This window comes from Arthrobacter sp. GW460-12-1-14-TSB2, assembly GCF_059423525.1.
In genome coordinates, this window is sequence record NZ_JBWKYC010000018.1 from 14576 (window position 1) to 35071 (window position 20496).

At 65.3% G+C, this 20496-nt stretch carries 18 protein-coding genes; 10 read left to right on the plus strand and 8 right to left on the minus strand.

What is annotated here, in order from left to right; translation table 11 throughout:
* Positions 1–69: 69 nt before the first annotated feature.
* On the minus strand, positions 70–5217 hold the full coding sequence (locus AC07YR_RS18395; RefSeq protein WP_494734781.1) for a peroxidase family protein: 5148 nt from the start codon (positions 5215–5217) through the stop codon (positions 70–72).
* Positions 5218–5641: 424 nt separating this feature from the next.
* Here AC07YR_RS18395 and AC07YR_RS18400 point away from each other — a divergent pair, with 424 nt between their 5' ends.
* Entirely contained in the window at positions 5642–6871 is a 1230-nt protein-coding gene (locus AC07YR_RS18400; protein WP_494734782.1) for a BTAD domain-containing putative transcriptional regulator, read from the plus strand.
* Positions 6855–8204 carry a sensor histidine kinase gene (locus AC07YR_RS18405; RefSeq protein ID WP_494734783.1) on the plus strand — a complete coding sequence of 450 codons (1350 nt, stop codon included), beginning with the start codon at positions 6855–6857 and terminating at the stop codon, positions 8202–8204. The genes AC07YR_RS18400 and AC07YR_RS18405 overlap by 17 nt, the downstream gene beginning before the upstream one ends.
* Before the next feature lie 46 nt (positions 8205–8250).
* Here AC07YR_RS18405 and AC07YR_RS18410 read toward each other — a convergent pair whose 3' ends face one another.
* Positions 8251–9591 (minus strand): DUF2079 domain-containing protein, encoded by a 1341-nt coding sequence (locus AC07YR_RS18410; protein ID WP_494734784.1) that lies wholly within the window; start codon positions 9589–9591, stop codon positions 8251–8253.
* Positions 9592–9802: 211 nt separating this feature from the next.
* On the opposite strand from AC07YR_RS18410, the gene AC07YR_RS18415 reads away from it, so the two are divergent.
* Positions 9803–10543, plus strand: a complete 741-nt coding sequence (locus AC07YR_RS18415; RefSeq protein ID WP_436058373.1) for a GAF and ANTAR domain-containing protein — start codon at positions 9803–9805, stop codon at positions 10541–10543.
* 30 nt (positions 10544–10573) lie between these two features.
* The gene (locus AC07YR_RS18420) at positions 10574–11329 is read left to right on the plus strand and encodes an SDR family oxidoreductase (RefSeq protein WP_494734785.1); all 756 of its coding nucleotides are present in this window, start codon (positions 10574–10576) and stop codon (positions 11327–11329) included.
* 10 nt (positions 11330–11339) lie between these two features.
* Here AC07YR_RS18420 and AC07YR_RS18425 read toward each other — a convergent pair whose 3' ends face one another.
* Positions 11340–12704 carry a MinD/ParA family ATP-binding protein gene (locus AC07YR_RS18425; RefSeq protein ID WP_494734786.1) on the minus strand — a complete coding sequence of 455 codons (1365 nt, stop codon included), beginning with the start codon at positions 12702–12704 and terminating at the stop codon, positions 11340–11342.
* Positions 12705–12873: 169 nt separating this feature from the next.
* Between AC07YR_RS18425 and AC07YR_RS18430 the strand changes: the two genes are divergently transcribed.
* Entirely contained in the window at positions 12874–13608 is a 735-nt protein-coding gene (locus AC07YR_RS18430; protein WP_436058376.1) for a GAF and ANTAR domain-containing protein, read from the plus strand.
* 19 nt (positions 13609–13627) lie between these two features.
* Here the strand turns inward: AC07YR_RS18430 and AC07YR_RS18435 are convergent, their stop codons facing one another.
* A complete protein-coding gene (locus AC07YR_RS18435) occupies positions 13628–14323 on the minus strand; it encodes a TetR/AcrR family transcriptional regulator C-terminal domain-containing protein (RefSeq protein ID WP_494734787.1) in 696 nt (231 codons plus the stop codon).
* A gap of 255 nt (positions 14324–14578) precedes the next feature.
* On the opposite strand from AC07YR_RS18435, the gene AC07YR_RS18440 reads away from it, so the two are divergent.
* Positions 14579–14836, plus strand: a complete 258-nt coding sequence (locus AC07YR_RS18440) for a hypothetical protein (protein ID WP_494734788.1) — start codon at positions 14579–14581, stop codon at positions 14834–14836.
* A gap of 89 nt (positions 14837–14925) precedes the next feature.
* On the opposite strand, the gene AC07YR_RS18445 is transcribed toward AC07YR_RS18440, so the two are convergent.
* Positions 14926–15156, minus strand: a complete 231-nt coding sequence (locus tag AC07YR_RS18445) for a zinc-ribbon domain-containing protein (protein ID WP_494734789.1) — start codon at positions 15154–15156, stop codon at positions 14926–14928.
* Positions 15157–15318: 162 nt separating this feature from the next.
* Between AC07YR_RS18445 and AC07YR_RS18450 the strand changes: the two genes are divergently transcribed.
* The 3 genes from AC07YR_RS18450 to AC07YR_RS18460 all read left to right on the plus strand — a co-directional run bounded on the left by AC07YR_RS18450 (position 15319) and on the right by AC07YR_RS18460 (position 17948).
* A complete protein-coding gene (locus AC07YR_RS18450; protein WP_494734790.1) occupies positions 15319–15786 on the plus strand; it encodes a MarR family winged helix-turn-helix transcriptional regulator in 468 nt (155 codons plus the stop codon).
* A gap of 172 nt (positions 15787–15958) precedes the next feature.
* Positions 15959–16432, plus strand: coding sequence for a hypothetical protein (locus AC07YR_RS18455; RefSeq protein ID WP_494734791.1), 474 nt, complete (start codon positions 15959–15961; stop codon positions 16430–16432).
* 97 nt (positions 16433–16529) lie between these two features.
* Positions 16530–17948, plus strand: coding sequence for a hypothetical protein (locus AC07YR_RS18460; protein ID WP_494734792.1), 1419 nt, complete (start codon positions 16530–16532; stop codon positions 17946–17948).
* Positions 17949–18065: 117 nt separating this feature from the next.
* Here AC07YR_RS18460 and AC07YR_RS18465 read toward each other — a convergent pair whose 3' ends face one another.
* The 3 genes from AC07YR_RS18465 to AC07YR_RS18475 all read right to left on the minus strand — a co-directional run bounded on the left by AC07YR_RS18465 (position 18066) and on the right by AC07YR_RS18475 (position 19511).
* A complete protein-coding gene (locus AC07YR_RS18465; protein ID WP_494734793.1) occupies positions 18066–18509 on the minus strand; it encodes a hypothetical protein in 444 nt (147 codons plus the stop codon).
* Between the two features lie 286 nt (positions 18510–18795).
* Positions 18796–18933, minus strand: coding sequence for a hypothetical protein (locus AC07YR_RS18470; protein WP_156372455.1), 138 nt, complete (start codon positions 18931–18933; stop codon positions 18796–18798).
* A gap of 413 nt (positions 18934–19346) precedes the next feature.
* Positions 19347–19511 carry a hypothetical protein gene (locus tag AC07YR_RS18475; RefSeq protein ID WP_494734794.1) on the minus strand — a complete coding sequence of 55 codons (165 nt, stop codon included), beginning with the start codon at positions 19509–19511 and terminating at the stop codon, positions 19347–19349.
* Positions 19512–19891: 380 nt separating this feature from the next.
* On the opposite strand from AC07YR_RS18475, the gene AC07YR_RS18480 reads away from it, so the two are divergent.
* On the plus strand, positions 19892–20434 hold the full coding sequence (locus tag AC07YR_RS18480) for a hypothetical protein (RefSeq protein WP_494734795.1): 543 nt from the start codon (positions 19892–19894) through the stop codon (positions 20432–20434).
* Positions 20435–20496: the final 62 nt, after the last annotated feature.

Here is a 20496-nt window from a genome sequence, read left to right on the forward strand (position 1 = left end):
CAGCAAAGGGGGTGGCCGGTGGGCCACCCCCTTCACTTGCCAGCGACTGCTAGCTGCGCTGCGCCTTAGCTACCGCGCCACCACGCTGTTCGAACGGGCGGACTCCGGGCTGGTGCCCGCCGCGTTGATGGCTACCACTATGAAGCGGTAGTTGTTGTTGGTCAGGGTCATCTCCAGGGACCTGGCCGTCGCCGGCAGGACTGCAGAGTCTGTCCGTGAGACCACGGTGGCGTTGGCTGCGGCCGAGCTCATCCGCAGTGCCGTTACCTTGTAGCCCGTGATCGGGGAACCGCCGGTGGCGGCTGGCGGCGTCCAGTTGGCGATGGCCGTCGCTGCTCCCCGGTTGGCCCCTTGCCTGGCGGTTCCGATCACCGGAGCGCTTGGCGCGGCTGGCGTGTTGATCGCATTCGACGGTGCAGAACCCGCACTGGCGCCGGAGGCGTTGACCGCCCGGACCACGAACGTGTACTGGGTACCGTTATCCAGGCCTGTGACCACCTGGCTGGTGGCCGCGTTGGTGAAGGTGACGGTCCTGACCACAGCGGTTCCCATGCGGACGTCGATCTGGGACCCGGTAATCGGGGACCCACCGTCACTGGCCGGCGCCGTCCACGTCACGGTTGCCGAAGCAACCCCCGCAGTGGCCGCCACATTGGTCGGTGAACCCGGAGCCGTAGCAGCGGGGGTGACAGCGTTGGATGCCGCGGACAGCGCCCCTGCACCGAACTGGTTCACCGCGCGCACCTGGAAGGTGTACGAAGTGCCGTTGGTCAGTCCCGTGACCGTGGCGCTGGTGGCCGTGGCCGCAATGCCGGTGACAGTCCGGACCGCGGTGCCGCCGGTGTTCACGACGACCTCGAAGCCCGTTATCGGCGAAGACCCGTTGGCGGCCGGGGCCGTGAACTCCACCGTGGCGGAGCTGTTGGCTGCGGTCACCGAGGTGATGATCGGCGCATCAGGCACCGCCAGCGTGACCACCTGGTCGGTGAACTGCAGACGCTCGATGTTCCGCAGCGTGTCGATCCCGTCGCTGGCCCGCTGGCCGACCACGTCGGCGCCGGTCTGGGTGACCGTCACCTTGGCCAGCTCGGTGTCCGTTGCCGGGGTGGCAACGACCGTGTAGTTGGACAGCGGTCCGGAGAACAATGCCGTGTCGGTGCCGCCGGTACCCGTCAGGATCTCGCGCACTGCCACGATGTTGCCCGGGTTCACGGTTCCCGCGAACACTGCTTCCTGGAGGGTCGGACCGGTAAGGTTGCCGGCGCCGTCCCGCAGGTACTGCGTGGTCATTCCGGCCGCGCTGCCAATCTCGGAGGCCGGGTTGTTCGCGTCCGTGCGGACGCTGAGCCGGACACTGAAGTACCTGTCGCCGTCGATGATGTCATCGGCGCCACGTCCTTCGATCAGGTCGCTGCCGCCGCCGCCGAGGAGGATGTTGCCGTCGCCCCAGACGTTGCTGCCGGGGACCAGCAGCGGGCAGTTCCTGGATGCCGATGCCGCGATGACCGTGTCAGCGGGAGTGCTGAGCGCGGGTACCAGCGGGTCGAGGCCCGCGATGCGGTCAAGGCCCGCCTGGTCCAGCACGTCGCATCCGATAAATCCGGCACCGCCGACGGCGCTGGGAACCACGTCGTCGCCCCGAAGGATGTCGTCGAGGTTAGCACCGGAGAGCGCCTCAAGTTCGTTGAACTTGTCGCGGACGCCCACCTGCAGGATGTCCAGCGGCGGGATCGGGAGATTCAGGTCGGCGTCCTGTGCCTGCGGATCCTGAAGGCCGATTTCCCAGTCGTACCCCGAAGCTCCGGCGACCTTCTCGATGCCGGGTCCTGCGAGACCAACGTCGTCGCCGCCCTCCATGTCGTAGTCGTCGTCGCCGCCCTGGCCGATGAGGATGTCATGGCCCGGCTTCTGGGAATCGTCCAGGAAGAACAGGTTGCCGCTGTCTCCTTGGAGGAGGTCCGGCTGATCGCCGCCCTCCTGCCAGTCATCGCCGCTGTCACCGAACACTGCGTCTTCTCCCTGTCCGGCGATGATGAAGTCATCACCGGCACCGGCGAAGGTTTCGTTGATGTTGGCTCCGCCGTTCGAGAAGTCCTTGCCGTCGCCACCCATGAGGATGTCCAGGCCCGGACCGGCGTCGATCGCGTCGTTTCCGGGACCGCCCTTGGGTACGTCGTCGCCGGCGAGGTCGGTGATGATGTCATCACCTTCACCGCCGAGTGCGACGTCGGCGCCGTCACCGCCCTGGATGATGTCGTTCCCGAGGCCACCCCAGAAGGTGTCGTTGTCGTTGCCTCCGTACATCCGGTCCACGCCGGCAGTGCCGTTGTAGACGCTCTGGCCGTTGATCCCGGAGGGGTCCACGGTGTTGATGGCCCGGTACTTGATGGTGCCGTCGGGCATCCGGATCAGGAGCGCGGTTTCGTTGCATTCCGACGCCGGGTCATCGGCCACCGTGTTGCCGGAGGCCGTGAAGCCGTCGGTAGTGCCCGCCAGGTTCTTCAGCTCGAACTTGCAGTCCGCGGTGGCGAATGCATCGGCCTTCAGGGTGTGCACATTGGTGTTGCGCATCATCAGTTCGGCGAATGAGTTGCCTTCCAGCTGCGCCCGCAGGTTCATGCCCGGGGTGCGCGCGAGGTAGTACAGCCGGTCGCCGTTTTGGAGGTCGGTGAGCTGGCTTTCAAACACGAAGTTGAACGTGCTGCCCAGCAGGCCGCCGAACAGGTTGGTCCGTTCGGCGAGGCCGCCAACCCAGAGGTCCACGGTGTCGAGTCCGGTGATGGACCTCGTCCCGTCGTTCGCCCACGCACCGATGCTGTTCATGAACGCCGCGGCGTCACTCGGGCCGACTTCGCCGGCGAGGGTGTCTGGGCTGACGATCTTGCGGGCAGCCGTACGGCGTGATTCAAGGGTGGCCGGTCCGTCGTCGGCCGTCCCCAGTGTTGCATCGGGGCCGGCATCCGTGAGGATGGTCGGGTGCTGCCCGTAGGCTGCCACGAAGTTGATCAGCGACTCCGGGTGCTTGAGGTTCTCGCCGAAGTCGATCCAGTTGGTGTAAGGCTGCAGCTGGCCGTCGTTGGTCGAGGCGTGGAGCTCCCGGCGGAGGTTGTTCAGCGTCGGGATGCCTTCGGACCGGGCCCTGGTCATGTTGATGGTTGGCAGGTCCAGCGGCAGGCCCAGCAGGTTGTTCCGGAGCGTGTCGGTGACGAACTCGTCGAGCTCGTTGCCCACCTGGTCCGACATGCCCATGATGATGCTGCCGGCTGCTTCCTCGGAGGTCAGCGAGCCGGCGGGGCCGCCGTCCGTGTAGGCCGGCGGGTTCAGGAACCCGTCCAGCAGCGAGATGTCGTTGTCGCTTCCTCGGATGTCATCGGAGGTGCCGAACACCGCGTCAGGACCGGCCTGGTCCTCGTTGCGGCGGGAGATCGTCTCCGTCAGCATCGAGTGGCCGAAACGGTACACGGCATGGGCGAATTCCGCCTTGATGGCCGGGTTGAGCTCGGTCTGGGTGAAGGCGAACGGCTGGAAGGGGTTGATCGCGGGCTGCACCTTGCGGGCAAACTCCTCGAAGACCAGGTGCTGGTACTCCATTTCCGTGATGAACCGTGCCGCCTGGAAGAGGCGCTCACCGTTCCAGCCCTCAGCACCCGCGGCCAGCTGCCACTCCTGGAGCGCAGCAGTGCCGCTCGCCGAGGTGTCGTCGGTCAGCACATTCTTGATGTCGCCTACCAGGCGGTCGTGCTCGGAGTGGAAGATCTGGTGGATGGCGGTCAGGCCGATGTTCTCATTCACACGGCCGTCGCCGGCGATGAAGTGTGCGTTCAGCATTTCATCGTCGTACGTTCCCGCCGGCTGGTTGGCGAAGTCGGCGGAGGCGACGTTGTCGTCGTCCGGGACCGGGGCCACCGGCGGTGTATCCGGGTTGCGGTCGGTGTCCACCGGCGTGGGATCCGCGTTGTGCGCAATGTCCGTCAGGAACGGCGTGTCGAAGTGCAGCGCGTTGGCCGGAACCGGAACCGGGGAGGCGATGTTGCCTTCCACCAGGCCGGTGGCGGTCACGTACTGCGGCAGTCCGTTGGGGCCGGGAATGAACTTGCCGTAGGGGTCTGCGGCGATCATGGGGATGTTGGTCACGTCGGTGTCCACCAGCCGGAGGCCGAGCAATGCTGCTGCCTGCGTCTTGGTGGTGGCCCAGGTGGCCATGCCGCCGGCGGTGGGCCCTGCCGGGCCGCCCAGCAGCTTACCGGTGGACACCGGCTTGCCGTCGCTGTTGTTGACGTATTCGCGGAGGAATACCTGGTGTGACGGGTGCGAGGTGTAGGTCTGGCTCTGGTCAACCCAGGGCGAGTCCGTGTTGGTCGCATCCTGGATGTCGTCATCGGTACCCAGGATGCCGTCCGTCCCCGGCTGGTTCTGGCCGCGGGTCAGCACCATGAAGCGCAGGTTCGGGTCCAGGTCGTCGCCGTTGCCCAGGATGTGGTCGGGACCTGCGATGAGCGGATCGTCCGCCTTCAGCGGCACGAACACCGTGCCTCCGCCCTTGACGGTCTGATCCACGCCATGGTCGAAGAACTGGCCGAACAGCGTGAACATCGAGTTGTACGGTGGCGAAAGGCCCACGTCGGTGGTCACGTTGGGCATGAACAGGGTCTGGTGGGACGGAACGCAGCCGGCAGGAATGCCGGCAGCGTCCGGAGTGGGATCGGTGGTGCACGGCACAACGCCCTCGGCGCCCTGGGTCCTGACCGGGTTCCCTGCTGCGGCCACGGCGGCGGGGTTGGTGGAAGTCTGGTCAACCACGAGGTTGCTAATCACGCGGGGCTGGGAATCGAAAACGACGCCGGACTTCTGCTCGTAGCTGGTCGGCGCGGGCGGTCCGCCCAGCGATCCAGACTCAGCGGGGCGGAATGATTTGGAGCCCAGCCGCGGGAATATCTCGTCGGCCGCGCCGAAGGTTTCCTGGCCGGGCACGAGGTTGTTGCAGGAACCGTCCACAGTGCGCAGCCCCTTGGAGACGAGGGGGCTGGCGATCTGGTTGGGGCCGGTGCCGATCATGGTGTCACACGGGTGCTCCGGCGACAGCGTTGCAGCGTGCGCTTCGGCGATCTTGATCTGCTGCAGGATGAACGCCAGGTCGGCGGGGCTCACCGTGAACCCCTGGCCAACGGCGGCCGTGACGGCGTTGGCGGCCACGGGCAGGCCCATGCCAACCGGCATGACTATCGCCGCGATGGCCGCGACCAGCCGGACCCGCGCCGGCCTGACTCGTGCCGGGTTGACTCGTGCCGAGCGGGGGGCCGCGTGCCGCCCGCGTCTGGCGTGGAAACTGCTGTCTTCAGGGTTTGGGGGCGCCGAGGCCTTACCGTCGGCCGGGCCCAGGGGCATCCAATTGAAGGGTCTCATGACATGCCTGCCGTTAGAGGGATGGAATGACGCCATGGTGAACCGGACACCTCGGAAAAACCTTGTTGAGACAGTCAGCGCACCGCGGCAAAAGGAGTGGCGGGCGGGTGCGAAAGAAGTGACACCGGGCGAATAAGTACATTCGAGGGGCGAAAGACCAGTAGGGGCCACTCGTGTTCCCGGGGCGGTAACTAGCGACGATGGACAAAAGCTTCCCGACTGAATCGCAGGTTTCTTGATGTCTTCAGTGGATATAGCCAAATCAGACCAGGCATTGCCGCCGGCCCTGACAGGGCCGGCAACGTGCCGTCTCGAGGCGAACATCATCGGCCCGCTCAGGATACGGCGCGGGGAAACAGTGCTCGGATGCCGGGAGCTCGGCGGACCGAAGCCCCGGCAGATTCTCGAACTCCTGCTTCTGAATCTAGGCGCTCCCGTTTCCAAGGACCGCCTGATCGACATCCTCTGGGCCGGGCAGGCCCCGCCGGAGGCACTCCCTACCCTGGAGAGCTATGTGAGTGTGCTGCGTCGCCATCTGCAGCCCGGGATGGGAAAGGACGGTCCGCTGCGGACCGTGACCGGCGGCTACATGCTGGAACGGTCGCTGGTGGACCTGGATCTGGACCGCTTCGACGCCCTCATACGCGGCGCCGAAACCGCCGAGCCAGAGCGCGCGATTGGGCTGCTCCAGGAGGCTCTGGGCCTGGCGTCTGCTCCCTTGATGGGCGATGAACTGATGCCTTCCTGGGCAGAGGCGGAGCGGACACGCCACGCGGGGCGCGTTTTCCGTGCCCGGATACTGGCAGCGGAGTCGGCCCTTGCCCTCGGAAAAACCCAGCTCGCCGCTACCTGGGCCAGGGAAGCGGTGTCGGATGATCCCCTCAGCGAGCAGGCCTGGACGGCCTTGGTCCTTGGGCTCGAGAAAAATGGCCAGCCCACGGAGGCACTACGTGCCTTCAATCAGTGCCGGCGGATCATGGACCGGGAAATGGGCTGCGCTCCGGGTCCTGTGTTGCGGTCCATCCACGCCAGACTCCTGGAGGCCACGGCCGACGTCACCCCGCCGGGGGTCGGTGGCGCCCCGGCCACGCGAAGAATCCGCGTCATGACCATCAACCGACACCGGACGTTCACCGAGCTCCTCGCCGGCGCACTGGACCGCGAACCGGACATGCTCAGCGTGGGTACCGCGGACTCGGCGCAAGCGGGTGTTGACCTGGTCCGCGAACTGGCCCCCGACGTCGTCATTCTTGACTACCGCCTGCGCGGCGAGGACGGCATAGCGGCGGCGGTGCAAATTCTTGCTGCCGCGCCCCACACGCGCATTGTCATGCTGGTCGGGGCGCCGACTCCGGAGGCGCAACGGCAGGCAGCCGCAGCGGGAATCTGTGCATTCCTGCCCAAGGACGGTTCACTTTCCACGCTGCTGGATGCCCTCAGGCAGACAAGCAATGTCCAAGTACGCTGACTGGCGCCTCGGCGCACGGCCGCCGGATGACCACGGTTCAGCCGAGCATTCCGAAGTCCGCACGGCGGTGGTGAAGTTCCTCCTGATGGGTGTCCTTGCCCTGGTCCTGGTGGCACTCCCGGTAACGTTCTGGGTCCGCGCCGAGGCGGAAGACCATGCCCTGCAGGAGGCGATCCTTGTCACCCAGCGGCTGGCGGACCATACCGCCGGCCCGCTCGCCACCGAGAAACTCCTGGCCGGTGACCCCGCCGCGATTGCGGAACTGGACCAGAAGGTGGGGCCGTGGCTGGATAAGGAAGGTGTGCTGCGGATCAAGATTTGGACTCCCGACGGCAAGGTGGTGTATTCGGACCAGGGCTCCCTGATCGGCCAGGTTTTTGAACTACGGGCTCCTGAGCGCCAGCTGCTGGCGGGAGGCGACGCCACGGCCTCCCTCAGCCATCATCAGGAATTCGAGAATCAGTTCGAATCGGCCCGCGGGGAACTGGTTGAGGTATATGTCCGCTTCGCGGCCACCAACGGGACGCCGCTGGTCTTCGAGGCTTATTACGACGACGAACCCCTGCGCGAGGTACAGGAAAAGGTTCTGCTCGGCATGGTTCCCCCGCTCCTGCTTGCCTTGCTCGCACTCCAGCTGGCGCAACTGCCCACCGCTATCCGGCTGGCTCGCAAGATCCAGGCGAACAGAACCACCGGCCACCGCCTGCTCAAACACGCGGTGGAGGCGTCTGACCTGGAACGCAGGAGAATCGCCAGGGACCTCCACGACGACGTGATCCAGGACTTGTCCGGCCTGTGCTACGCCCTCGAGTCCGAGGAGCTGCATGGCCAGGGCAAGAACCAGTTGCTCACCGAGGCGCGCTCCATCCTGCAGCTCAACGTCAGAAAACTCCGGGAAATTACTACCGAGCTGTACCCGCCCGACCTGGACGAGTTTGGTTTACCGGCAGCGTTGGCGAGGCTTGCCGGTCCGGTGCAGGGCCGCGGCATCACGCTGCAGCTGGATCTCCCCTCGGACATCGACTTGGACCGCGACCAGTCCGCCATGCTGTACCGGGTGGCCCGGGAGTCCCTGGCCAACGTTGCCAAGCATTCGCACGCCACCAACGTCCGGGTCAGCTTGAAGAACGACCCCGGCGGGGCCGAGATTTCCGTCTCCGACGACGGCATCGGCTTTGACCAGGCCCACGGTTCCCCTGAAGGGCACAGCGGCCTGCGGATTCTGCGGGACACGTTCAAGGCGGCGGGCGGAACGCTGGAAGTCCGGACGGCGCCCGGGGCGGGCACCACCGTCAAAGCCCGACTGGAAAGCCCGACCGCCGCCCTCCTTTAGCCGCGGATGTAGCACCGCATTTACCGGCATGTCTTGTGGGCGGTCGTTAACGGTCGATACGGCAGGCGAGTTCGTAGCCGTCGACCTCGTGAGTGATGGTGTAGTCGGTGGATGGGTGCAATCGCTTAGCAATGCTTTTGAGGTTGCCCCATTCCTTGGGAATGCCTCCTGCGATCCGGTCCACGAGGATGCAGTCCGGGGCGGGGTTCGTGTTGCCGATCCAGTACACGTCGTGGTCATCGACTAGATAGTTCATCAGCCCGATGTCTGTCTCAACGCTCGTCCCGGCCGGCACGGGCGCGAGCACGGCCGCTACGGCATCAGCCCGGGCGGGCGTTGTCCAGGCTTTCGGGTCAGTGAGGGTGCGTAGCGGAAGACCGGGTTGAAGCACGACTGCTGCGGTGATCGCGATGGCGACACCATGGGAAGTGTAGGTGCGCAGCCAGGCCCAGCGGCTATCGGGTCCATGATCGATCGCGTCGAGGAGGGCGACGAATGCGATCGGCATGAGGACCGCACTGTAGTGCCAGGTAGGCCCCCAATGGCCGTCATTGGTGGACAGGAACCGCCATGCCAACGTGGGAACCAGCACGAGCGCAATGGGGGACCGCGCTATCAGCCCTCCGGTGACCACGATGAGCAGCAGCAGAGTCTCACCCTTGGACGGATTGAAGAGCGAAGCGGGATCGGACAGGACGGCCACCGGGTTCGCATTGGCTGCATATGCCCATGCCCCGTTCGGGTTCAGCCCAGGCAGGATGACCCGGGTGGCCAGCACGAACCAGCCGAACCCCCACGCGGCCAGCCAGAAGCCGACCGGTTTGCGGGCACGATAGGCGATGAGAAGGCCGACCGCGACCACAGTAAGCCCGAGGTCCTCTTTCACGAACACCAGGGGTGCCGCCCAGATCGCGGCCGCCCGCCACCGGCTCTCAAGAACGGCGACGAGACTGGCGGTGAGGAGGGGAACGGCGAGGGCAATTTCGTGAAACTGAGCTTCAGCGGCGTTTTGCAATCCCCAGCTGAGCCCGAATGCGATCCCAAGGAGGATGCCAGCCGCTGGGCCGAGGCGTCGTTGCGCTGCGCGGGCGAGGATGCCTGCGGCCGCGGCGAAGCACAGCGCCTGGATCACGAGGAGGGTGAAGGCGTGGGGGAAAGCAGCGTAGACCGGAGCGAAGATGGCCAGCAACGGGTGGAAGTGGTCACCCAGGAGGTTGAACCCGTCGCCCTTCACCGTCACAATCGGAACCCGCAGCGTTGCGTACCGGTCGAGGAGTTGGGCGAAAATGCTCAGATCCCACGACTTCACCGTGAACTGCGACCACTGCCACGCCGCGAACAGGACGTACGCCGCGGCGACGATAACTGCCACGACGACTGGTGCCATCCACAGAGCGTGAGCGTGGCGGGCCGGCTCTAGGCGAGAGGCGGGCTGCACAGCGGCCATATGCCCGACAAGATGTTCATCACGGAAACGACTCTAACCCGCAACTGGTCTCCCCGGTCCTCTCTCGTGCCGGCCCTTTGCGGACTACGATCAGAAGTATCGCGAAGTACACCTTCGCAGTCCCCTGGTTTAGGACGAATAAGGACGACACATGACATCGAAGTCCGCCAGCACGCGTGAACCGGTTGAACAGCCGCCTGCCGTCATTGGCGGGCTGGCCGGCCGGCTCAGTGACCTTGCCCGTGACCTGCAGCAGGAACAGGACACCGAAGCGATCCTGGCCACCATCGTCCACGCCGCGCTGGAACTGATCCCGCACGTCACCGATGCATCCATCAGCCTCGTTACCGGCCGCCGCGAGATTCAGTCCCGGGCTGCGTCGGGGGAACTTCCCCTCAAGGTGGACGCGCTGCAAAGCGAAAAAGGCCAGGGCCCCTGCCTCGACGCCGCCTATGACCAACGCGTCGTCCGCGTCCCTGACCTGAGCAAAGGCAAACGATGGCCGGATTTCGCTCAGGCGGCCTACGACATTGGCGCGCGGAGCATGCTCTCCATCCAGCTCTTTGTGGAGGGGGACAAACTCGGCGCCCTGAACCTTTACGGCGACGAGGTGAACGTCTTCGACGAGGAATCAGAACAGATCGCAATGCTCTTGGCCGCCCACGCCGCCATCGCTTTCTCCGACGCCAAGGAAATCGCGCAGCTGACCCAGGCACTGGACACCAGGGACCTGATCGGCCAGGCGAAAGGGATCCTGATGGAAAGATTCAAGATCACGTCCCAACAGGCCTTCCTGGTCCTGACCAAGGCCAGCTCCGAATCGAATATCAAGCTCAGGGACGTCGCCGAGCACCTTACCAGCAGCGGGGAAATCCCCACCCGCCGGAGATGACCCGGAGCTCTGCTCCATAGGAGGCACGTTATGAACATCGCCGTTGCCGGGGGAACCGGAACTGTCGGCCGCCATGTGGTCAGCGCCGCCAGGCGGCGGGGGCACCAGGTGGTGAGCCTGAGCCGCGCAGACGGCGTGGACCTGCTCACCGGCCGCGGCCTCGACGAGGCACTCCGGGGCGTGGAAACGGTTATCGACGTTTCCGGCCCCCGGTCCGTGTCCACCAAGAAGGCCGTGGACTATTTCACGAACAGCACCCAGAACCTGCTCGCGGCAGAGAAGGAGGCGGGCGTGCGGCACCACCTTGCCCTCTCGATTGTGGGCATCGACAGGGCGGCGTCGGGGCTCTATGCGGGAAAGCTGGTGCAGGAGGACGCCGTCCGCCACGGGGATGTGCCGTGGACCCTCCTGAGGTCCACGCAGTTCCACGAGTTTGTGCCGTTGACCGTCAGCGTCGCTTCACTGGGCCCGCTGGTGTTCGTTCCGCGGATGCGGACTCAGCCCGTGGCGGCGCGTGAAGTGGCCGAGGCACTGGTGGACGCCGCCGAAGCAGGGCCCCAGGGCCGGGTGGCGGACCTCGGCGGGCCCCGCCCGGAGGACCTCGCCGCCCTGGTCCGCGCCTACCTGAAGAGAACCGGCAGGCGGAAGCGGGCGGTGAAGATCTCTGTCCCCGGCTCCATGGGCAAAGCCATGCGCAACGGCGACCTCATCCCGAAGCCGGGAGCCGCCGTCGGACGCCAGACGTTCCGGGAGTGGCTGGAGACGCAACCGTCCTCCCCCCGCTAGCAGAAGCCGCCTACACGTACCCGTCCACAATCGCCGCCGCGATTTCCTTGTACGCACGCCGGGTCTCCGGCTTCAGCACGTCCAGGGTGACCAGGTCGCCGTCGGCCACTCCGCGGTCGTGCGGGACGGCGATCAGCTGCCGGCAGATGCCGGAGAGGTGTTCCTCGATCGCGTCCTTGTCCACGCGGGAGGAGACCTCGTCCTTGTCCGTGATCACCACGATCGCGTTGCGGGCCAGGTCCTCGTAGCCGTGGCTGGCGAGCCACTGCAGGGTGCTGCGGGCACGCTTGGCGCCGCTCACCGCGTACCCGGCGGCGATCACCAGGTTGTCCGCGGACTGCAGGATGCCGCTCATGGCGTTGTGTGTGACGCCGGTGCCGCAGTCGGTCAGGGCCACGGAGTAGTAGCCGGAGATGAGCTTGCGGATGCGGAGGTATTCCTCGGCCGTGAGCGAGTCGGACACTTCCGGGTCCTGCTCCCCCGCGATCAGGTGCAGGCGGCCGGCGTGGTGCATGTAGCGGGCCAGTGCGGTGAGGGAGTCCACGGAGTCGATGTTCTTGAGCAGGTCCGTGATGGTGCGCGGGCTGGACTGCTGGTAGATGCCTTCGCCCAGGGCGCGCTCCACGAGGTCGCCCGAGTCCGGGTTGGCGTCGATCGCGCAAGGGGCGTCGCCGCGGAATTCGGCCAGGGTCAGGCCCACACCCACGGTGGTGGAGGTCTTGCCGATGCCGCCCTTGAGGCTGAGCACCGCGGTGTTGTAGCTCCCCTGCAGCTGGCGCGAGATCCGCCGGCCCAGTTCGTCCTCTTCGCGCTGGCGGGGACCGGGGCCCAGGTTGATGGCTCCGCCGGTCAGGGCGAACAGGGCGCCGCGGAAGCCGCCGCGGGGGCGCGGCTTCTGTTCGCGGACAAAGGAACCGGGTGAGGTGATGAAGTCGGAAACGGGCGCGTCCGCAGCCGCCAGTTTGGCGGCCTGGCGGGAAACGTTCGACGGCGGCGCGCTGGGTTCCGCGGGCACGCCGCCCCTGCGGGAGGTGGCGGGCTGCGCCTCAGGCTGCGAGGCGGGCTGGGCCACCGGCTGGGCGGCGGGCTGGGCCGGAACAGCAGGAGCGGAAGCCGGCACCGGGGCCGCCGCGGAAACCTCGGCGCCACCTTCCGCTTCCACCTGCGCGTCCGCGACGGCTGCCGCTTCGGCCCAGGAACTCCGGCGGGTGGGAGCAGTGCGGCTGTTGTTCGGGGTGGCAGCGGCGGGCATGGTTCCTGTCCGGGCGTCCGGAGATGCACCTGCCGGGCGACGGAGGTCGCGGCGGCGGCGCGTCTGGGGCTGCCCTGCATTGTGTGCAGTGGCGCGTGCGTTCTTATCGGCCGATTCGGGCATGTTCGTCCCCCCAGGACATTCGGCAAAGCGTGCAACGGCTCTTTACGGCTTCGGTCAAGGAGCAATTCTAGGCGCAATAGGCCAAAAGTCCCCCATATGCCGGCCAGGTTCCGGCGGAAGAGAGGCACGGCACAGTTGCCCGGGCGGGGCGTGCGCTTTACATTGAGGCATGGCCAACTCTTCCGAGCACGAGCGCGTCCTGGAACTTCAGGACCTCATTGTCGGCACGCAGAATGTCGCCGAGTTCCTGCAGCGCCTGTCCGTCATGGCGGCGGGGGCTCTGAGCCGTGAAACGTCCGGCACCGTCGAGTGCGGTGTCACGCTGAAGCGGAGGCGTCGGACCTTCACCGTGGCCGGGAGCAGTCCGAAGGCGGTCCTCCTGGACGAGATCGAACAGCGCATCGGGGACGGCCCGTGCATCGAGGCGCTCCGGGTGAAGGCGCCGGTGCTGCTGGCCAACGTGGACACGGATCCGCGCTGGCCGGTCTACCGGGAAGCACTGGAGGTTGAGGGATGCCGTGCCACCCTGGGTGTGCCGCTGGAACTCGGTGAGGATGCGGCCGCCGCGCTGAACTTTTTCGCGTTCGAATCAGGTGTATTCACCCCGGCCGTCGTGCAGGAAGCCGTGGAATTCGCGGACCTTGCCGGCGGTGCCGTGCGGCTGGCTGTGAGGCTGGGCACCGCGCAGTCGCTGGCGGACGATCTCGCCGCCGCCATGCAGAGCCGCACGTCCATCGACCTGGCGTGCGGAGTGATCATGGGCCAGAACCGCTGCAGCCAGGCTGAGGCCATGGCCATCCTCACCAAGGTGTCCAGCCACCGCAACCAGAAACTTCGCGTAGTGGCCGAGGAGATGCTCGCCAATCTGGTGGGCGGAGGCGTCCACACGCACTTCGATCCCTAAGGATTGAGGCACGATAACGTCAGCCGGCCGGTGCGTCCTTGCCCGTCGTCAGTCTCTCGGCGAGTCCGGAGAGCAGGATGCTGATTCCTTCATCCAGCTCCGCCTCGCCGTCGTAGTCCGCCAGTACGGGCGCCAGCTCGCGAAGGTTGGGGAAATCCCTGGCAGGGAGCCGGTGCAGGCCCAGCCGGAGCAGCGCTACGTTTTCTTCCGGATCCACGATGTATTCCTGAAGTTCGTTCAGGATGTGGCCGTAGAGGAAGCCGTAGTAGGCGCGGTAAACGTGGAGGGCGTCGTTCGGCGCAAAGCCCGCCTCGACCAGCAGTCCCAGGATCTGCTCCAGCGGGCGCAGCGTCCCCAGCGGACGGAGGCCCAGCGGTGTTGAGAGCGGGCGCGTCACCAGCAGCGGCACAACGTTCGGATGCCGGAGGGCCAGGAGCCGGAGGTCGTGCGCGATCCTGCGGAGCTGGGCCTGCCAGTCAGGGTCCGTCGGGAAGATCGCCAACTCGTTGAGGACCAGTTCGGTGATGCCGTCCAGCAGGTCGGCCCGGTTGGCGGCGTAACGGTAGAGGCCCATGGGGTCCCGGTCCAGCGCCTGGCCCAGCCGGCGCATGCTCAGCGCCTCGAGCCCCTCGGAGTCCACCAGCTCAAGCGCTGTCCGGAGGACTTCCTCCCGGTTCAGCCTTCTTCTGGAATCTGTTTCCTGCGGCGCTGACATGGCGGTGGGTCCTTACGTCGGTGTGGCCGGTGGGTGGAAAGCATGTGGCTGTCCACTCTTGCTTAACCCGTAGTCTACGCCTAGAGTCTACGGTGTAGATGCATTCGGCGGAGACTAATTCTTAGCCCTACGGATGCGGCTCGTCACTGCTGCTAATACAGGGCGTGGAACTCCTCAGGCTTAGTGCAGGGACCTGGGGTTCAGCTGCTGTAGCCGAATGGCGGCACTTGACGCACAGTACGGAAAGAGCCAACCATGGGCATTTCAAAAATTGATCGTTTTCTCACTGAAGCCACCGTTCCGGACCAGGAAGGCGACTCCTCCCTCAGGAAAGACCAGCTCTACGGGCTTTACACCAGCTGGTGCATGCTCAATCAGTTCATCCCGGCAACCGCCGGGGAATTCTGGTCGGAGATGAAGGCCCGCAGGATCAGGTCGTCGGACAGTCGCCTGCGCATGACCGGGGCAGCCGCCGCCGACTACATCCTGGCCACCCGCCCGGTTCTGGTCTAGCAGACAGCAGGCCCGGCAGAAGCACGACGACGAGAGGCCGGTTCGCGGTCAGCCTTGGGGGCTGACCGAGGAACCGGCCTTTTTCGCGCCTACCGGGCCATCGCCTTCATCCCCCGCTTCGACAGCGACGAACGCTGCCCGCAGTTGGAGCAGGTAATGCGGTACGTGCGTGACATCGTGAAGATCGGGATGAAGAAGAGCGTGAACTTGTTTGCCCGTTCTTCGAGGTACTGCTCCACGTACTGGCCGCAGGAGCGGCACAATGAAAGCCTCCCGGGCAGTGCCCGCTGGACGGTCTTGAGGCCGAAGAGTAGAAGCATCTCTGCCTTTCTGGGTTTTCTCGACCCGGGGTGGCGAAACACCCGGATTATCAGGGTGCTTACGGTCCAATAGTAATCATGCTTAGTATTAGGTGAGGTTTATCCAGCAGACCCACCACCGTGCCCCCAGCCGCGGTCTCCCGGAAGGCAGGCAACACGCACATGGCTTTGGCCCAGCAGAACAGACCGGCAGGATGGTCCACCCACCGCTTATTGTCGACGGCGGCGCGGCTGGACGAGCGCAGAATTAACCGCCGGCTGGTCGGGCTGGGGCTCACCAAGTCATCCTTCGACGCGCTGGACTGCGTGGAGGAGCTGGGCCCTGCCACGCAGAACTGCCTGGCCGACGAGCTTGGGATCACCGCCCAGAGCCTGGGAAAGATCCTGGACCGGCTGAGGGACCTGGGCCTCCTGACCAAGGAGCGCGGCGCGGGCGACGGCAGGAGCCGGAGCGTCCGGCTGACGCCCCGCGGGCGGTCCGTGCTGCGGACGGCCGAGGAACTGGTCCGCGGACTCCCCCGGCCCGAGCATGAGGTGGAGGTGGATTTGCGGCGGCATCTGGAACAGCACATCGCGCACCTCGCGGAGCCTCCGCAGGAACAATCCCGGGACGCCCAGGCAGAGGCCTGACCCGGGCAGCATCGCCCTCTTTTCTGTTACAGGAGTGACAGAAATAAAGTTGAGTTAATCTTGAGTCTTCCTTGGCGGCCACTTGAGTGTGCTCCCTGAGACTTTCTATATCGGAGCCGGACAGGCCTCGAAGGTCTGCGGATACGCCGCACAAGTTCAAGGGGCACTTCAAATGAGCAAAGTAGCTGGACGCAAGAAGCGCATCATCATCACCACGGCTGCCCTGGTGGCAATCGGCGGCGGCGCGGCCTTCGCCTACTGGACCGCCACGGGCACCGGAACCGGCCAGGCTTCCGCCGGCCAGACGGTGGCCTTCAAGGTCGCCAGCACCCCGGCAACCGGCGACGCCCTGACCCCGGGCGGCCCCACCCAGTCCGCGGCCTTCACGGTCAAGAACGAAAACACCGGCACGCAGATTCTGGCCAACGTCACCGCCAAGGTGGCCAACCCGGACGGCTCCGCCTGGGTTGCGGTAGCGGGTTGCTCCGCGGCCGACTTCGCCGTCGGCACCCCGGACATCACCAAGGGCCAGATCGCCGCCGGTACAACGGTTTCCGGCACGGTCACCATCCAGATGGTCAACCGCGATGCCAACCAGAACGGATGCCAGAACGTCACCGTGCCGCTGTACTTCGAAGCAAGCTGAAGAGGTAGCGCCCTTACGCTCCTCCTAAATACCGCCACGTTCATCCCCCAATGGTGAGCGTGGCACCCACCCCTGAGCCAATGTCGAGAAGGTGCGAATGTCCGGCAGGCGCAACACCAGCTCCCCCGAAAGCCCCCGCGGCTTTCGGCGGGGGCTGGTGCTGTTTCAGCGCCTGTTCGGCCGCGGCTTCATTGCAGGCATCGCCATGGTGGTGGTGGCCCTGATCGGCGCCACGGCAGCATCCGCTTACTGGCCGGGCTCCGGAACGGGAGGTACGACGGCGGCAGTCGCCACCCTGGCACCGCCCACCACTGTGACCGTCCCGGCCAGCAGCACCCCCAACGTTGCGGTCAGCTGGACCGCGGCCGCCGGACCCACCGCACCCACCGGCTACTTCGTCACCCGGATCACCGGCGCCACGTCAAGGCCCGCATGCGGCAGCAGCCCCACTGCCCTCATCACCGGCACCAGCTGCACGGACTCCTCTGTCCCCGAAGGCACCCACAAGTACCTAGTCACCGCGGTTCATCGTTCTTGGACCGCAACCAGCGCGCCCAGCGGCAATGTCCTGGTGTGGAGCATGCAGAGCGCTGCGTTCACGGTTCAGCCTGCGAATGTTGTGGCGGGGCAGGCACTCCCCGCCGTCAAGGTGTCGGTTCGAACTGTGGACCTCCTGCCGGTAGCAGGGGCGGCGGTGACTCTGGCCCTCAGCAACAACCCGGGCGGCGGCACGCTCTCCGGCACGCTGACGGCGATTACCAACAGCTTCGGTGAGGCCACGTTCAGCGGCCTGTCCATCAACAAAGCCGGTGCCGGCTACACGCTCGCGGCGTCGAGCCCCGGAGTTGCCGGTGCCATCAGCACGCCCTTCACCGTCACGGCAGCCGCCGCCACCCAGCTGGTTGTTACCGGTCCTGCCTCAGGCATCGCGTCCGCCACCGCCACTGTGGGGCCGTTCACTGTGCAGCGCCAGGATGCCTTCGGGAATGCCGTGGCTGCCGGCAGCACCGAGGTCACCCTCGCGTCCAACTCCGCCGGAACCAAGGTGTTCGCCGCAACGTCTGGCGGCGCAAGTGTCACGAAGGTGACCATTCCCGCAGGGTCCGCGTCGGCGTCGTTCTTCTATGGCGACACGAAGGCGGGATCGCCCTCCGTCACCGCAGCGGCAACAGGCCTGGGCCAGGCCACGGCGCAGGTCAGCGTGACGGCGGCAGCTGCCACCAAGCTGGTCTTCGGGCAGCAGCCCACCAACACGGCGAAGGCGCAGAGGATTACACCCGTGACGGTGCTGGTGTTGGACCAGTTCGACAACCTGCAGACCACAAGCGTCGCCACGGTAACAATGGACAAGACCGTCAAGCAGGGAAACCTGGGCGGAACCGTGGTTCAGAATGCGGTGGGCGGCGTGGCCACGTTCAGCGACCTGACCATCAACCCGGCCGGCGTGCACACGCTGATCGCCACGAGCCCGGGCCTTGGAACCGTCACCAGTGCGGAGTTCACCTCAGGCGGTTAGACCCGGGAGGTGCTGGCAATAGGGCGCGGCCAAACTCATGGGCCCCGATGATTGTCCTTTGATCAGACAAGCCCACGGTCCCTGACCGTCTGGGCTCAATGCTCGCCCTTATGAAAGTCAGGCTCGGCCGATGCACTCGGTTCTGTCCGTTAAGAGAACAGCGTCGCCATTTGCCAAAATTGTGAACTTTATAAAGGCGACAAAGTTCGGCGCTGAACCCTTGCTAATGAAGTGAAATTGATCCTGAACGAGTACGGTGCCATCGGCCTTGACGGTGGTTGACGCATTCTCGTTGAGGACGTAGGCATTGCCTTCGTCGTCGCTGGCAGTGGCCTTGATCGTGACGTGGCCGCTCCAGGAGCCGTCGGCATTGGTGTGGATGACTTCCTGATAGGTGCCATCCACCCTGATAGTTCCGGTGGTGCAGTCCACGGTGATTACAGCCCCACCGCCGTAACCAATTCGGATAACCGTGGCCGGAGCCGCGTTGGCTGCGGTGGCCGGAACAACGGCGGCCACGGCCAGGACGGCTCCTGCGAGGGATCGGCTAATAGCGCGCATGTAGAAGTCCTAACTAGGCGTATCCCACAAAGTGCGGGGTTCTAGCAAGTTAGTCATAACAGGGGGCCAGTGCGCGGGAGTGCCCGCTACCCGTCTTCAACACGCACGGGGCGAGTAGCCAAGGGGACGTTACCCACCAAATGATCAGCGCCTCCCGCAGCCGTACGTCACCCCCGGAACAAAGCCGCTGCCACCACGCCCGCGGTGATCACCAGGAGGACGCCGAGCAGCAGGTAACCGCGCCACTTGGGGCCGGAGCGGTGGGGGTTGATGTCTACGTAGGGCATTACCGGCGGACCTTTACGGGAACGGGCTTCGCTGCGGCGCCGCGCTTGAGGCGGAGCAGCAGGTACAGAGCGGTGAACGGAATGAACAGGGTTCCCATCAATGCGCACAGCGCAAAGGCATAATCGGTCAGGGCCACGGAATTACCTCCAGGATGCGTCGTTGCACTCGAGGCTGGCACGCTAGCAGAAAGCTCTTCGCATCAACGGCCGGCAACGAACTGTGGGATCCCCCATGTCGGATCGTGGATCACTCTACAGGTGAGGCCGGTAATGTCCAAAGCAGTATAGGCGCGCCACAAATCCTGTCAACCGAATGCCGGTTTTGGGCCGTGTGATCCCGGACTCAGCGCCCCAGCGCCATCCAAACTACGACGGCGGTGGCAGCGGCCAGCGCCGCCAGCCCCACGTTCGCCAGCACGCGAAGACGCCGTCTCCGCAGTTCCCGCCGCGAATCCCTGGACGTCAGACCACTCGTATATTTCCCCATGACGGCGATAGTACCTGCACAATGTTTCAGGAAAACCAAGTCAAGCGGTTTAAGACGCAGGAATTAGTGCGAGAACCCGTTCGTGTCCCGCAGGGGCGGCGGGAAAGTGTTCCGGGTTTCCGGGGGCATGTTCTGCTGGTCCAGCCAGGATCGGACGGGGTACGGATCATCAGCGACGATGTTCCTCGCCACGAAGCGGCGGAACGCTTCCTTGATGGCTCTAATCATGCACTTACGCTACGGGCAGGTAACTCCTCTAGACAGAGTGGTCTGTACTCGTCTTTTCGGGGTTTAACCACTCGTAAAAGGATGTAAACGGTACTTGTTTTTCCGCGAAAGCGGCAAAAGTGTTAGCGGGCATTTCAGCAATTCAGTAGCAGTGAAAACCCCTGCATTTAAACATTCGCACCGCATCTAGCGCCGCTTCCCGGCGGAGGAGCATACTTTTAACGCCGCCCCAATCGATGGATATTCTCCACCCGGACGGCCCAACACCGGCCGTACCCATCAGGTCCGCCGGCATCCTGGCGAAGGCGGGGCATCCCTCCCCGTGCTTCGCGTCCCTTGCCGAACAATGAAATCTCGGGTCTCAGAGGGTTGGAAGAAAAATGAGGAATCGCACCAGAACAGGACTGATGTCCATGGTGGCCGCAGCGGTGCTGGCCGTGGGGCTCGCACCCGCAGCCGCCGTCGCGCATGAAGGGTCCGGACGCGGCGGCGACTCGGACAAGAGCGACGACTGGAAGAAGAATTCGGAGCAGCGCAGGCTGGTCAAAACGCTGCGGGATGTCACTGACGATTACCGCTGGCTGGATAACGCAAAGAAGGACGGCTACAAGAAGATCACCGAATGCATCGAGAAGGACGGCGTCGGCGCGATGGGATTCCACTACGCCAAGGAATCATTGATCGATGACAAGACCCAGGCCCGCAAGCCGGAGATTCTGGTGTACATGCCAAATGATCGCGGACGCATGAAGCTGGTGGCGGTGGAGTTCCTGTCCACGGCAAAGGACCGGCCGGAGATCGCCGGCCTGGACTTTGATAACGGTCCGTTCCCGGGTTCCTTTGCCCTGCACGCCTGGGTGTGGAAGGACAATCCGGACGGCATGTTCGCCGCCTACAACCCTGACCACAAGTGCCCGAAGTAGCTGACTCCTAACAAAAGGTCACTCGTGAAGGGTGGCGGCGCCGCGGTCCTGCCGGGGTGGCG